Source organism: Caballeronia sp. PC1 (assembly GCF_021353155.1).
In the GTDB taxonomy this organism is placed as follows: domain Bacteria; phylum Pseudomonadota; class Gammaproteobacteria; order Burkholderiales; family Burkholderiaceae; genus Caballeronia; species Caballeronia cordobensis.
Genome location: NZ_JAJUBH010000002.1, coordinates 830,145 through 843,710, shown reverse-complemented (window position 1 = coordinate 843,710; position 13,566 = coordinate 830,145). Strand labels below are relative to the sequence as shown.

General features: G+C 63.7%; 15 protein-coding genes. All 15 read left to right on the top strand.

Features of this window, described 5'->3' with window-relative positions:
* Nucleotides 1–5: 5 nt before the first annotated feature.
* The 15 genes from LY284_RS19725 (at nt 6) to LY284_RS19655 (ending at nt 13,565) form a co-directional block, all read left to right on the top strand.
* Entirely contained in the window at nt 6–419 is a 414-nt protein-coding gene (locus LY284_RS19725; RefSeq protein ID WP_233387706.1) for a hypothetical protein, read from the top strand.
* Nucleotides 420–438: 19 nt separating this feature from the next.
* Entirely contained in the window at nt 439–1,164 is a 726-nt protein-coding gene (locus LY284_RS19720; protein WP_233387705.1) for a terminase small subunit, read from the top strand.
* Nucleotides 1,161–2,582 carry a TerL gene (locus LY284_RS19715; RefSeq protein WP_233387704.1) on the top strand — a complete coding sequence of 474 codons (1,422 nt, stop codon included), beginning with the start codon at nt 1,161–1,163 and terminating at the stop codon, nt 2,580–2,582. The genes LY284_RS19720 and LY284_RS19715 overlap by 4 nt, the downstream gene beginning before the upstream one ends.
* Nucleotides 2,583–2,687: 105 nt before the next feature.
* Nucleotides 2,688–2,888, top strand: a complete 201-nt coding sequence (locus tag LY284_RS19710) for a hypothetical protein (protein ID WP_233387703.1) — start codon at nt 2,688–2,690, stop codon at nt 2,886–2,888.
* Nucleotides 2,888–4,522 carry a portal protein gene (locus LY284_RS19705; RefSeq protein WP_233387702.1) on the top strand — a complete coding sequence of 545 codons (1,635 nt, stop codon included), beginning with the start codon at nt 2,888–2,890 and terminating at the stop codon, nt 4,520–4,522. Before LY284_RS19710 ends, LY284_RS19705 begins: the two co-directional genes overlap by 1 nt.
* Entirely contained in the window at nt 4,519–4,842 is a 324-nt protein-coding gene (locus LY284_RS19700; protein ID WP_233387701.1) for a hypothetical protein, read from the top strand. Before LY284_RS19705 ends, LY284_RS19700 begins: the two co-directional genes overlap by 4 nt.
* A gap of 22 nt (nt 4,843–4,864) precedes the next feature.
* Nucleotides 4,865–5,629 carry a hypothetical protein gene (locus LY284_RS19695; RefSeq protein ID WP_233387700.1) on the top strand — a complete coding sequence of 255 codons (765 nt, stop codon included), beginning with the start codon at nt 4,865–4,867 and terminating at the stop codon, nt 5,627–5,629.
* Nucleotides 5,630–5,659: 30 nt separating this feature from the next.
* Nucleotides 5,660–6,664: a major capsid protein gene (locus LY284_RS19690; RefSeq protein ID WP_233387699.1), complete on the top strand. Its 1,005-nt coding sequence runs from the start codon at nt 5,660–5,662 to the stop codon at nt 6,662–6,664.
* Between the two features lie 33 nt (nt 6,665–6,697).
* Nucleotides 6,698–7,150: a Bbp16 family capsid cement protein gene (locus LY284_RS19685; protein ID WP_233387698.1), complete on the top strand. Its 453-nt coding sequence runs from the start codon at nt 6,698–6,700 to the stop codon at nt 7,148–7,150.
* A 4-nt stretch (nt 7,151–7,154) separates the two neighbouring features.
* Nucleotides 7,155–7,424 carry a hypothetical protein gene (locus tag LY284_RS19680; protein ID WP_233387697.1) on the top strand — a complete coding sequence of 90 codons (270 nt, stop codon included), beginning with the start codon at nt 7,155–7,157 and terminating at the stop codon, nt 7,422–7,424.
* Between the two features lie 11 nt (nt 7,425–7,435).
* Nucleotides 7,436–8,053: a hypothetical protein gene (locus LY284_RS19675; RefSeq protein WP_233387696.1), complete on the top strand. Its 618-nt coding sequence runs from the start codon at nt 7,436–7,438 to the stop codon at nt 8,051–8,053.
* On the top strand, nt 8,053–10,356 hold the full coding sequence (locus LY284_RS19670; RefSeq protein WP_233387695.1) for a hypothetical protein: 2,304 nt from the start codon (nt 8,053–8,055) through the stop codon (nt 10,354–10,356). Before LY284_RS19675 ends, LY284_RS19670 begins: the two co-directional genes overlap by 1 nt.
* Nucleotides 10,353–10,787, top strand: a complete 435-nt coding sequence (locus LY284_RS19665) for a GNAT family acetyltransferase (RefSeq protein ID WP_233387694.1) — start codon at nt 10,353–10,355, stop codon at nt 10,785–10,787. Before LY284_RS19670 ends, LY284_RS19665 begins: the two co-directional genes overlap by 4 nt.
* 1 nt (nt 10,788) lies before the next feature.
* A complete protein-coding gene (locus LY284_RS19660) occupies nt 10,789–11,547 on the top strand; it encodes a hypothetical protein (RefSeq protein ID WP_233387693.1) in 759 nt (252 codons plus the stop codon).
* On the top strand, nt 11,547–13,565 hold the full coding sequence (locus LY284_RS19655) for a hypothetical protein (protein WP_233387692.1): 2,019 nt from the start codon (nt 11,547–11,549) through the stop codon (nt 13,563–13,565). Before LY284_RS19660 ends, LY284_RS19655 begins: the two co-directional genes overlap by 1 nt.
* Nucleotide 13,566 lies beyond the last annotated feature (1 nt).

Genomic DNA, 13,566 nt, shown 5'->3' with positions numbered 1-13,566 from the left:
CGCCTATGACGCAACGCGTGATCGACTGGTCCGAGGTGTTTGAAGATTTTCGCCGCGCGAATCTGCGCGACGCGGCCGTCGTTCGCGCGCTCGATTTCAACGTCAGCCCGTCAGCCGTTCGCAACTATCGCAACGGCGTCGACGAGCCGACGTTCCGCCGCGGCGAACTCATCCTCGCGCTGTGGTGCCGCGTCACCGGCAAATCGTTCGCCGACGTGCCGCGCACTGAATACATCGCAAGCGCCGCCTCTGTGTCCAGCCGGAAGTCTGCACCGCGCTCCGCAATTGATGGATTCTGCGCGCTCGATGCAGTCTTCCGACCGGGCATCGCCCAAGTTATCGACAAGATGTCGCGCACAAGCGACCGCCGCGAGCCGGAAGGTCCGGTCTCGCTCACTCTGCCGGGGTTCGAAGTATGAAAGACAAGGTGCTTTGCGCATGAGCCGACCACTCAATCCACGGGAATCCCGTTTCGTCGATGAATATCTCGTCGACCTGAAGCAGACGGCTGCCGCGATTCGCGCAGGCTACAGCAAGGCCACGGCGCGCACGACAGCGTGTCATCTGCTCTCGCGCCCGATCGTCGTCGAGGCAATCAACGAGCGCATGAAAGAGCGCGCCGCGCGCGTGCGCATCGACCAGGACGAAGTGCTGCGCGATCTCGTCGCGGTGTTCCGCGCCGACGCGGCGTCGCTCAGCGAGTATCGCCGCACGTGCTGCCGCTATTGCTACGGCGAAGACAATCGCTATCAGCGCACGAAAGGTGAGATGGAACGGGACCGCGAAGCCTACGCGAAGCTCGTGCGTGAGGCGCAGAAAAAGGATCTTGAGCCGCTCGCGCCGTTCGATGAAAAGGGCGGCACCGGATGGGATCCGCGCCGCGATCCAAGCCCGAAGTGCCAGGAGTGTTTCGGCGAAGGCCTCGGCAACGTGTTCCTGAAAGACACGCGCACGCTCGTTGGTGGCGACACGCGGCTCTTCGACGGCGTCGAGGAAACGAAGGAAGGCGTGAAGGTGCGCGTGCGCGATCGCAACAAGGTCGCGGAAATGCTCGGCCGTCACCTCGGCATGTTCAACGACAAGCTGCAGATCACGAAGCCGAAGGCGCGCATCAAGGATTTCACCGGCCGCAAGAAGCAGAACGACGGCGGGGACGACGAGTGAGCGACGACATCGAGTTTCGTTACGAGCCGCAAGGCGAAACGCTTGAGCGGTACATCCTCTCGACCGTCCGCCGCACGGTGATTCGCGGGCCGCTCGGCAGCGGCAAGACGAACGCGTCGTGCTGGAAGGGCTTCCGCATCATGTGCGCGCAGGAGCCTGATGCAGAGGGCGTGCGCCGCACGCGCGGCATCGCAGTCCGGAACACGTACTCCGACCTGCTGTCGACCACGATCAAGGATTGGCTGGACATGTTCGGCGACCTCGGGCGCTACGTGGGCGGTGGCCGCGAGCCGCCGACGCACTACCTGTCGTTCGATCTCGAAGACGGCACGAGCGTCGAAGCCGAAGTCGTATTCATCGCGTTCGACCGGCCCGAAGACGTGAAGAAGGCGCGCGGCTTGCAGGCCACGTGGGTCTGGCTGAACGAGGTGAAGGAACTCGCCAAGCCCGTCGTCGACATGCTGGACTTGCGCGTCGGCCGCTATCCGAAAGACGTGCGCCCGACGTGGTACGGCATGTTCGGCGACACCAACTCGCCCGACACCGATCACTGGCTGTACCTGCTGGCCGAAGAGACGAAGCCGGACGGCTGGCTGTTCCTCACGCAGCCGGGCGGCGTCATCCGCGACGGCGAGAAGTACGCCCCGAATCCGCACGCCGAGAACCTCATCAACCTGCCGCCGGGCTATTACGAGAACGGCATGCAGGGCAAGAAGGCCGATTGGGTCAAGGTCAACTTGGCCAACGAATACGGCTTCGTCATCGACGGGCGTCCGATCCATCCGGATTACGTGGACTCGTTGCATTGCCGCCCGTTCGAGATCCTGCGCGTCTCGCCGATCTTCATCGGCATGGACTTCGGCCTCACGCCGGCCGTGACGTTCGGGCAGCGCAAACCGATGGGCGGATGGCGGATCCACAGTGAGCTGGTCGCGACGAGCATGGGCGCGAAGAAGTTCGGGCAGGAGATCAAGCGGCACGTCGCGGTGCATTACCCGGACATGGAGCTGATGGCGATCTCGGGCGACCCGGCGGGCGACCAGCGCTCGCAGGCCGACGACGAGGACACGCCGTTCAAGATCCTCCGCGCTGCTGGCCTCGCGGCGAAGCCCGCGCCCACGAACGACACGGCGCTGCGCTATGGCGCGGTCGACGAGGCGCTCTCGCGAATCATCGACGGCGAACCGGGCTTGATCGTTCACCCGCAGTGCACGACGCTGCGCAAGGCGCTCGCGGGCGGCTATTGCTTCCGCCGCCTCGCGGTGTCCGGCGAGCGCTTCGCGGACAAGGCCGACAAGAACATGTATTCGCACGTGGCCGAAGCGCTGCAATACATGCTCGTCGGTGCTGGTGAGCACAAGCATCTCGTCGCGCCTGTGCGCGTGAAGCCGCGTGCGGCACGCGCGATCATGGATTGAGTTGCTCTCCTGAGCCGTAGTTGGGCGTCGTTGGGCGTACTGCGCAGGATGCTGCGCGTCTGATGCCGGAGGATGCGTTCTCATACGCTCACTCCGGACCCGGCAATGACCACCCTGTTTAGCTCGCCCAAGATCCCTAAGACGACCGCGACGAATGTCCCGGCCATCACCGACACGACGCAAGCGGAGCAGGACGCGCAGGATCGCCTGCAACGCCGCAAGGGCGTGACCGCGACCGTCTCGGCTGGCGACAGTGCAACGGTGTCGCCGGGCAGTGTCGCGACCAAAGCACTGCTGGGGTCCTAATGGCCGCCGACGAAAAGGATCTGGTCTCCTCGGTCCACAACGACCTGTCGGAAATGAAGACGTACCGTGCCACGTTCGAAGCGACGTGGAATGAGATCGTCGATTTCATGATGCCGCGCATGAACGGCTTCAATCGCAAGCCTGAGCCCGGCAAGCAGCGCAACACGCGTATCTTCGATTCGACCGCGCCGCTTGCGCTGCGCAATTTTCAGGCGGCGATCGATTCCATGATCACGCCGCACACGCAGGTATGGCACCGCCTCTCGGTCGATGCCGGCCAACTCGACGATAACGAGAACGTGCGCGCTTATCTCGATGCGGTCGTGAAGAAGCTGTTCGCCGTCCGCTATTCGTGGCGCAGCGGCTTCACCACGCAGATCGGCCAGTCCTATCAGAGCCTCGGCCTGTTCGGCAACGGTCCACTGATGATCGAGGAAGTTAAGGGCGAAGGCATCCGGTACCGCGCGCGCCCGCTCAATCGCTTCTATTTCGTCGAGAACGCCGCTGGCTTCGTCGATAAGTCGTGCGACTGCTGGACGCTCACCGCGCGCCAGGCCGTGCAGAAGTGGGGCCGCTCGAAGCTGCCGGTGCACATGGTCAACGCCTACGATCGCACCCCGGAAGCGAAATTCGAGTTCGTGCACCGCGTGCAGCCGCGCGCCGATCGCGTCGCGGGCAGGCTCGATGCGCTCAACATGGCGTTCGAATCGGTGTGGGTTTGGAACGGCGAACTCATCGACCGGTCGGGATTCCGCACCTATCCGTACGCGGTGGGCCGGTTCTATGTCGATTCCGAGACGCAGTACGGCGGCTCGCCGGCGGAAGATGCGCTGCCCGATATCAAGATGGTCAACGAGATGGAAAAGACCATCATCCGCGGCGCGCAGAAGGCGGTCGATCCGCCGCTGCTGCTGACCGAAGACGGCGTGCTCGAAGGCTTCGATCTGCGTTCCGGTGCGCTCAATCACGGCGGCCTCGATAACAGCGGGAACCAGCTCGTCAAGCCGCTGCAGTTGGGTGAGAACATTCAGGCGGGCACCGCATACGCGGACAGCAAGCGCGCGACGATCAACACCGGCTTCTACGTCACGCTGTTTCAGATCCTGACCGAGGCGCCGCAGATGACCGCGACCGAGGTGTTGGAGCGTGCGCAGGAGAAAGGCATTCTGCTCGCCCCGACGATGGGCCGCGTGCAGACGGAAATGCTCGGGCAGATGATCGAGCGCGAACTCGACATCTGCGGCCATGCGCCGGGCGTGCTGCCGCCGATGCCGCCGGAACTCGTCGAGGCCGGCGCGAGCGTGAACATCGTCTACGACAGCCCGCTCAACAAGGCCATGCGCGCGAGCGAAGGCACGGCGGTGCTCCAGTGGGTGCAGCAGGTCGCGACCGTCGCGCAACTCGATCAGAGCGCGCTGAAGGTCATCAACGGGCAGGAGGTCGCACGCGGCCTCGCCGATATCGGTGGTGTGCCGGTCAAGTATCTCGTGTCCGAGGATCAGATCGCCGCGCAGCAGGCGCAGGAAGCGCAGACCGCGCAGCTGACGAACATCCTGAACGCCGCGCCGCAGGCTGCATCGGCCGCTAAGGATCTCGCCGCCGCCGCGCAAATGTCGGGGACGCCGGGCGTATGAGAAACCTCAGCAAAGCTGCGCTCAACTGGCTCTATCGTATGCGCGGCCGGTCTCGCGCATACAAGGCCTGCTTTCTCGATGAGAACGGCGAACTGACCGAAAGCGGCCGGGTGGTCTTGGCCGACCTCGCGAAGTTTTGCCGCGCGCACAAATCTTCGGTCCACATCTCCCCCATCAATAGGACGGTCGATCCCTACGCGACCGTCCACACGGAAGGCCGGCGCGAGGTCTATCTCCAAATCCTGACGCTTCTTCGGGTCTCTGAGGACCAGATATTCGAGATGGCGAGAGTTCGGGATGGAAACGCCAGCGATGAGTAACCCAACCACAACGAGGTAACGAATGTTTAAGCGACTCTTGATGCGCCACATGCTGATGAACGAGGGCGAAGGTGGCGGCGGCGGTGGTGCAGCGGGCGCTGCTGGCGCGGGTGCAGAAGGCGCTGGCGGCGCTGCTGCTGGTGCTGGCGGGGCTGCGGCGGGCGCGCAGGATACTGCGCCGTCGTTCCTCGACACTCTCGGTGACGCTGATCTCAAAGCGTATGCGGAAAGCAAGGGCTACAAGAGCGCGGCCGAAGCGGTCAAGGCGCATCGCGACGCGGAGGCGGCAAGTGCTGCGAACGCGGCTCCCGCGAAGGCCGAAGACTACAAGCTGCCGGTGCCCGAAGGTCAGGACGGTGCGCTCGCGAAGCAGGCGGCCGGATGGTTCCACGAAGCGGGCATCTCGCAGAAGGCTGCCGAATCGCTCGTCACGAAGTGGAACGCGCACATCGCTGGCCTGAACGAAGCGGCGGTCGCAGCGCAGAAGCAGGAAGGCGAGAAGCAGATGGGCGAGCTTCGCAAGGAATGGGGTGGCGAGTTCGACGCGAAGCTCGCACTCGGGCAGCAGGCGCTGCACCAGTTCGGCATCCCGGCCGATGTGGTGAGCAAGCTTGAATCGCAAGTCGGCGCGGCGCAGATCATGAAGACGTTTGCTCAGATCGGCGCGGCGCTCGGTGAAGGTGTTCTGAATGCCGCCGGTGGCGGGTCGGAAAGCGGCGGGGCTGCACCGCTTGATCCGTATGAAGCTAGAGCGCGACGCATGTTCAAAAGCTCGATGCCGAAGTAACGCAGCTAATCAAAAACTCGGAGTGCATAAATGGCCACCGTCGTCGGTACCAAGAGTCTCAACATCATCGATATCGCCAAGCGGCTCGACCCGGATGGTTCGACTGCGGATGTCGCCGAACTGCTCGCTCAGACGAACGAAATCGTGCAGGACATTCCCTGGATCGAAGGCAACCTGCCGACGGGCAACCAGTCGACAATCCGCACCGGTCTGCCGTCGACCGTCTGGCGCAAGCTGTATGGCGGCGTCCCGGTCTCTAAGAGCACGACCGCGCAAGTCACCGACACCTGCGGCATGCTGACCGCGCGCAGCGAAGTGGACGTCAAGGCCGTGAACATGGCGAACGATCCGTCGGTGTTCCGCCTGGATGAAGCCTCGACCTTCATCGAAAAGATGGGGCAGGACTTCTGCACGGCGCTGCTCTATGGCGACACCAGCATCAACCCGGAACAGTTCTATGGTCTGGCTCCGCGCTACTCGGCCATCTCGGGCAGCGGCGTCGCGCAGAACATCATCAACGCCGGCGGATCGGGATCTGACAACACGTCGATCTATCTGGTTGGCTGGGGTCGCAGCACGGTCTTCGGAATCTACCCGAAGAACTCGAAAGCAGGCCTGACTCATCAGGACCTCGGTGAGCTCGACGCATTCGATGCGAGCCAGAATCGCTATCGCGCGTTTGCGGACCTGTACGGCTGGGATTGCGGCTTGGTCGTGAAGGACTGGCGCTATGTCGTGCGCATCGCCAATATCGACGTCTCTGACGCCAACGGTCAGACGGGTACGCAGGCGACGCAAAACCTGATCAACTCGATGATCGATGCGAAGAACCGCCTGCCGATGCTGCAAGGCAGCGTGTCGCCGCGCTTCTACGCGAACCGCACGATGCGCGGCGTGTTCGAAAAGATGGCGCTCTCCAAGTCGTCGTCGGCTTTGTCGATCAAGGAAGCGGCGAGCCAGTTCGAAACGAGCTTCCTCGGCATCCCGATCCGCACGGTGGACCAGCTTCTCAACACCGAATCGGTCATCAGCTAATTCACGACGCGCTCAGGCGCACAGGAGAGTTTCATGATTCTCGATAAGACCAACGAGTTCTCGGACAGCCAGGCGGTCACGACGACGGCTGTCTCGACGAACGTCATCGACCTCAACCCGTCGGGCACCAACCCGACCGTCGATATCGGCGCCGGCGAGGACACGACGCTCGTGCTGCAAACGGACGCAGCGGCAACCGCATCCGGCGCGGCGACTGTCACGGTCACGCTCGAATCGGACACGACGACCGACCTGTCGTCTGGCTCCACGAACGTGCACATGACGCTCGGGCCGTTCTCGCTCGCGCAGATGGCTGCCAGGCAGACGCTCGCGAAGGTGCGCCTGCCCGCCGGTACGTACAAGCGCTATCTTGGCGTTCGCTATACGGTCGCGACGGGTCCGCTGACGGGCGGCCAGTTCTCGGCGTTCATCGTCAAGGATGCCCAAGCGAACGCGACGTACAAGTCTGGCTTTTTGATGAGCTGATCGAATGCCGACTTATATCGCAAAGGAGCGCGGTCAGATTCCGGTCAACGATGTGCAGCCGGTGCGCCGCCCTGAAGCTGAGGGCAGACGCGTTGTCTTCCGCATCGTTGAGCCGGGCGAGAAGTTCGAGTTCAACGGTAAGCCGGGCAGTTGGATGGAGCCGGTGGACAAGGACGAAAAGGGCACGCCGCGCCCAAAAGCCTCTGGCGCCCGCGCGACGAATTCGACATCGAACGATACATCCGGCGGGCAGGACGATCCAGGCGCGCCGTAACGGAGTGACCTGTGGCGTCCAAACTTGACATCGGCAACCGCGCGCTCACCAAACTCGGTGAAGCGCGCATCACCACCTTCGACGAATCCTCGAAGGCAGCAGAAACCCTCAAGTCGATGTTCGACATCGTGGCCGATGCGGAACTCCGGGCGAACGTCTGGAATTTCGCAAAGGCGCGAGCACTTCTCCCCGCACTGTCCACCGCTCCCGAGTTCGGCTACGCGCGCGCCTTCCAGTTGCCGACCGACTGGCTGCGCACGCTGCAGGTCGGCCAGTACCCGGTCTATCCGCGTCCCGACACGCGCGGCCTGTTCTCGATCGAAGGCCGCCAGATCCTGACCGATCTTGGCGCGCCGCTCGCGCTGCGCTACATCGCGCGGCCGGAAAGCACGTTGCAATACGACGCGCTGTTCATCGAGGTTCTCGCGTGCCGCCTCGCGGCAGAATGCGCCGAACCGATCTGTCAAAGCACGACGAAAGCTACGGCCAAGTGGCAGGAATACGCATCGGCCGTCACGGTCGCGAAGCGCGCCAACGCCATCGAGCGGCCGTCGCAGGCAATCGCGGATGACACGTGGATGGAGGCGCGTGGCGGAAGCGGGAACCATCGGCATTACCACGGAGATTAATGATGGACGTGTCCGGCATCATGACGACGTTCGACGCGGGCGAACTGTCGCCATTCATGGGCGGTCGCGTCGACTTCGAGAAATACCCGAACGGCTGCTCGCTCGTCGAGAACTTCGTCCCGGTCGTGCAAGGCCCGATGGTGCGTCGCGGGGGCACGTACTTCGTCAGCGAAGTCGCGAACAGCGTGAACCGTGGATGGCTGAAAAGCTTCTCCGTCTCCAACGGCACGAACTACATGCTGGAGTTCGGCGACAAGGTCATTCGCGTCTATGCCAATCGCGGCCAGCTTATCAGCGGCATGGCGCAGGTCACGATCGCAACGCCCTATGCAGTCGCCGATCTGATGAGCGCGGAAGGCACCTTTGCCTTGCGCTTCGCGCAGAGCGCCGACACGCTGTACATCTTCCACCAGTCCTATCAGACGCAGAAGCTCGTGCGCACCGCGTCGACGACCTTCACGCTGAGTTCCGTGGATTGGGTTGCAGGCCCCTTTCAGGATCAGAACACCAACGAGGCGATCATCGTCTATTCGAGCGCTCAGACGGGCTCCACGACGCTGACCGCCAATTCTGCGGTGTTCACTCCGGCGGACGTCGGCACGATCTTCTATCTCGAACAGCAGGACTTCTCCGACATCAAACCGTGGTCCACATATCAGAAGGTGGACGTTGGCGACTTCCGGCGCGTGGGCAGCCGCGTGTACAAGTGCACCGAACTCGGTGAGGTCGTCACCGGTTCAGCGCCACGTGTCACCGGTGTTGAGACGCCCGTGCACACTGCCGGCAGAGCATGGGACGGCGACGGGACAGACTTCATCGATTCGGACGTCTACGGGGCGATCGGCGTCGAGTGGGAATATCAGCACAGCGGCTACGGCTACGTGCTCATCATGGGCTACACCAGTTCGACGCAGGTCACGGGATACGTTACCAGCGGAGATCCGAACGACGCGGTCATGATCCCGTCTCAGGTCGTGGGTTCCGGCACGTGGAAATGGCGTCGCGCGCTGTTCAACTCGGCCGACGGCTATCCCTCGAATGGCACCTTCTGGCGCAATCGGCTCGTGCTCGCGCGCGGGCGCTGGCTCGCGTTCTCCGTTTCCGCCGACTATGAAAACTTCGAGTTCAAGGAAGCGGACACGACCGCCGACGATGACGGCATGACCGAGCAGCTCAACGCGCGCAAGCTCAATCAGATCGTGTGGCTTGTCGAGCAGGACAATCTGATCGTCGGCCTGAACGGCGAGGAGTGGGAAGTCGGGCCCACGTCCACCGTGACCGCCGTCGGCCCGACGAACATCCAGGCGACGCGCAATTCCAGCTACGGCTCGCGCGCGATCGTGCCGCTCGATATCGGAGGCCTGATCATCTTCGTGCAGAAGGCAGGCCGCAAGGTCCGCGACTTCGACTACGACTATTCGACGAACAAGTATGTCTCGACCGACACCACGAAGCTCGCCGACCACATCACGAACGGCACAGATGGCACCTTCGCGGGCGTCGTCTCGATCGCCTATCAGCAGGAGCCGTATTCGATCGTGTGGGCCGCGCGCGCCGATGGCACGCTGATCGGCATGACCTATGACCGCGAGCCCGGACGTTCCGATGTCTACGGCTGGCACCGTCAACCGATGGCGAATGGTTTCGTGGAATGCGTCGAAACGATGGCTTCGCCCGACGGCTTCTACGACGACCTCTGGATGATCGTGCGGCGAACGATCAACGGCGAGACGAAACGCTACATCGAATACATGGCGCGGCCGCTTCAGGATGACCAGGGCGTCGAGGAAGCGCATTACGTGGACTGCGGGCTCGCATACGACGGCATCGAGACGACGACGTTCTCAGGGCTTGACCACCTCGAAGGGCAAACCGTGCAGGTTCTCGCCGACGGCGCGTGCGTGCCGAATCAGACGGTGAGCAACGGCACGATCACGATCCCGCTCGCGGCGGCAAAGGTGCACGTCGGGCTTCCCGCGATCGCGCGCTTCAGAACGATGCAACTCAGCGTCCAGTCGGCCGGCGGCACGGTGCAGGGAAAGACCAAGCGCATCACGGACGTGACGGTACGTTTCTATCGATCCGTCGGCGGCTTCATCGGGCCGGACTTCTCGAACATGGAAGAGATCCTTTTTCGCAAGCCCGGGGACCTGCAAGACAACGCGGTGCCGCTTTTCACCGGCGACAAGAAAGCGAAGTGGCGCGGTGGTTATGAAGAGTCGCCGTCCATCTGCTTCGAGAACGAGCAGCCGCTGCCGTGCGTCGTGCTCGCACTGATGCCGGTCATGGGGATATTCAATTGATCACGCTGGAAAAGCTGCAAGTGCATCACGTGGTCGCAGTGGGCGCGAAGCTCCAGACCGCGCAACAGACGACGATTCACACCATCGACGAAGCGTACGCGCACACGCTCGTCGCGAATCGCGGGGTGGCCTGGGGCGTTCTGCTCGATGGTGAGCCGATCGCATGCGGCGGCATCGCCGAGGCATGGCGCGATCGCGGCATCGGCTGGTCGATGATCACGCCGCAAGCGCTCGCGCACTTCAGGCCGCTGCATCGGCTCGTGCTGAGCGTGCTCGCTGATGCGCCGTGGGCACGCATCGAGATCGACGTGAGCGCGACGCATGAGGCCGGTAAGCGGTGGGCTGAGCGCCTCGGCTTCGAGTTGGAATGTGTGCGCCGCAAATTCACGCCCGATGGGCAAGACATGATTCTCTACGCAAGGGTGAAGTGATATGGCCGACTTTGGAATTGGTGAAGGTGCGGCCGCAGCGGGCGCGGCATCGGCATCGGGCGCAGCGGCGGCAGCCGCGGCGAGCAGTGCAGCAGCGGCGGCGGCAGGCAGCGCGCTTTCCGGCATCGGTGCGGGTGCGGTGGCGGATGCAACAGCCGCAGCGGCAGGAACGGCAGCCGCGTCCGCTGGCATTTCGAGCGCCCTGGCATCGGTCGTTGCTCCGGCCGCTACCGGCGCCGCCAGCACGATCGGCACGCTCCAGGCAGTTTCCACTGGCTTGAGCGCTGCCGGACAACTCGTGTCCGGAATCGAAGGGGCGAAGGCATCGAGCGCGCAGTCCACCATCGCAAAACAGAATGCTGCTATCGCCGACCAGAATTCGAAGTCGGCTTTCGACGTCGGCATCCAGAGGGAAGAGGCGGTGCGGCGCAACGCGACGCAGCAGCTCGGCGCGCAGGCCGCGGGCGCGAGCGAATCCGGCTTCGTCTCGAATAGCGGATCGATGCTCACCTCGCAGGTGCAGAGCGCTGGCGAGGCGGAACTCGATGCGCTCCAGACGCGCTATCAGGGGATTCTGCAAGGGCAGGCCTATAAAGATCAGGCCGCGAACGATGAATTTCAGTCCAAGGTGGCGAAGAGCAACGTGACAAACTCGCTTGTCGGCGGCGTCCTCGGCGCTGGCACCGCGGCGCTGACCAGCTATTCACGCTTCGCGCGGCTCGGCGCTGGCGTGAGCGATTACACGCGAGGTGCACTGTAATGCCGGTCCGCATCCCTACCTATCAGCAGCAGGCCTCGATTCAGGGCGGCACGCCAGCGCCCGATGTACCGATGGCGGTGCCGACGAGCAATGTCGGCCAAAGCATCACGCAGGCCGGGCAGGCAGTCGGCACTTTCGCCGACGCGCAGATGCTCGTGCAGAAAGACGCCGCCGCGACCGAGGCCGCGCGCGTCACGTCGCAGGTCGGACTGCAGCTGAACGCCGCCAAGAACGCGGCGCTCGCGAACGCGCCGACGGGCGGCTACGGTCTCTCGCAAGGATTTCAGGAGACCTTCGACAAGCTGCGCACCGACACGCTCGAAGGCGTCACGAATCCGTATGCGCAGAAGGCGCTGAATCTCTACTTCGACCATCAGCAGACGATCTATGGCACGGCGATGCAGGATGCCGAGAACACGATGCGCACGAAGTACATCGCATCGAATGTCACGGATTCTGCGGACAACGTCGCGCGCACGGTCGCGCAAGATCCGTCGCAATACAACGCCTCGCTCGCGCCGCTGATCGGCACCATCAATGGACTCGACGGCATAGACGGAAACTTGAAAGCCGCGCTCGCGAAGAAGGTCACGCAGCAGGCCGCCGTCGCCGCCGGCACGCGCGTCGCGACAGACAATCCCGCCGGCTTCATGACAGCCTTTCAGACGCCCGCCGACAAGCCGTTGCCCGCTGGCTTCGAGTGGATGCGCAACATCGAGGCGGACAAGCTCAACATCCTGACGAACCACGCGCAGACGCTGCTGACGCAGCAGCAGAACGCGGCGGATCGCGAGGCGCAGGCGCGCGAAACGCAGGCCACGTCCGCATTCAACGCGGCGTTCGACGTGATCTCGAAGGGGCAGAATCTATCGCCCCAGGCACTCTCCGATCTGCAGACGGCGGCGAAGGGAACGTCAGCCGAGGCCGATGCGAAGTCTCTCGTTCAGGTGCAGGCGCAAGGCGCACAGTTCGGCAGCCAATCGCTGACGCAGCAGGCCTCGACGCTCGAACGCATGCGCGCCGCTGCGGCTGATCCGAAGATCGGCGTCGATCCGATCGAGAGCAAGGTGCTCACGCAGTACGAGCAGATCCACTCGGCGGCCGTCGATGCGTACAAGAAGAATCCGTGGCAGGCCGCGCAGGCGTATGGCGTGACGCAAAATGCGCCGGTCGTGCCGATCCAATCCGTCGATGACGCGATCGCGGTGGCGAACTCGCGCGCGGGCGCGCAGGGCGTCGTCGAGCAGGCGGCCGGGCGCAAGGTCTCGCCATTCCAGCCCGCAGAGGCGCAGCAGCTTGCGAACGTTCTTCAGGCGCTCCCCGTCGATCAGCGCGCATCCGCGATTTCGCAACTCGGCCGCACGATGCTTGACCCGTCGCGCGCGGCGGACTTCGCCAAACAGATCGGCGATTCGCACCGCCCGCTCTATCTGCAGTTGATGCAGGGCACGATCAACGCGACGACGGTCGGCGGCTATCCGGTGGCGCAACTCATCGGCCAGGGCGAGCAGGCCATCAGAGACAAGACGGCCGGCGTCGACGACAAGGTGCAAGAAGGCGCGCGCGCTCAGATCGCACAGGCGGTGCGCGGCACGTTCGCCAGCGGCGTGCAGGATCAGGATGCGGTCGATTCCGCGTATTACATCTACGCCGCGCTGTCCGCGCGCGACAAGATCGCACCGCAGTCGGTCGATGCGGCAAAGGTCAAGCTGGCAGTCGATGCCGCAACCGGCGGCTTGACGACCTTCAACGGTAAGCCGACGGCGAAGCCCTACGGATGGGATGACGACCGATTCAATGCATCGGTCAAGGCCGTGACGCCCGCGAGCGTGCAGACGCCGATTTCCGACGGCAACGTGCACTTCGGCAAGACGAACATCCCGGTTGCCGACTTCATCTCGAAGGTGCCCGGTGCGCAGCTCGTGCGCGTGACGCCGAATGGCGGCTATGCCGTCGTCGCTGGCACCGGCTTCGCTACGAACAGCGCCGGTCAGCCCATCATCCTCAGACTGAAATAAG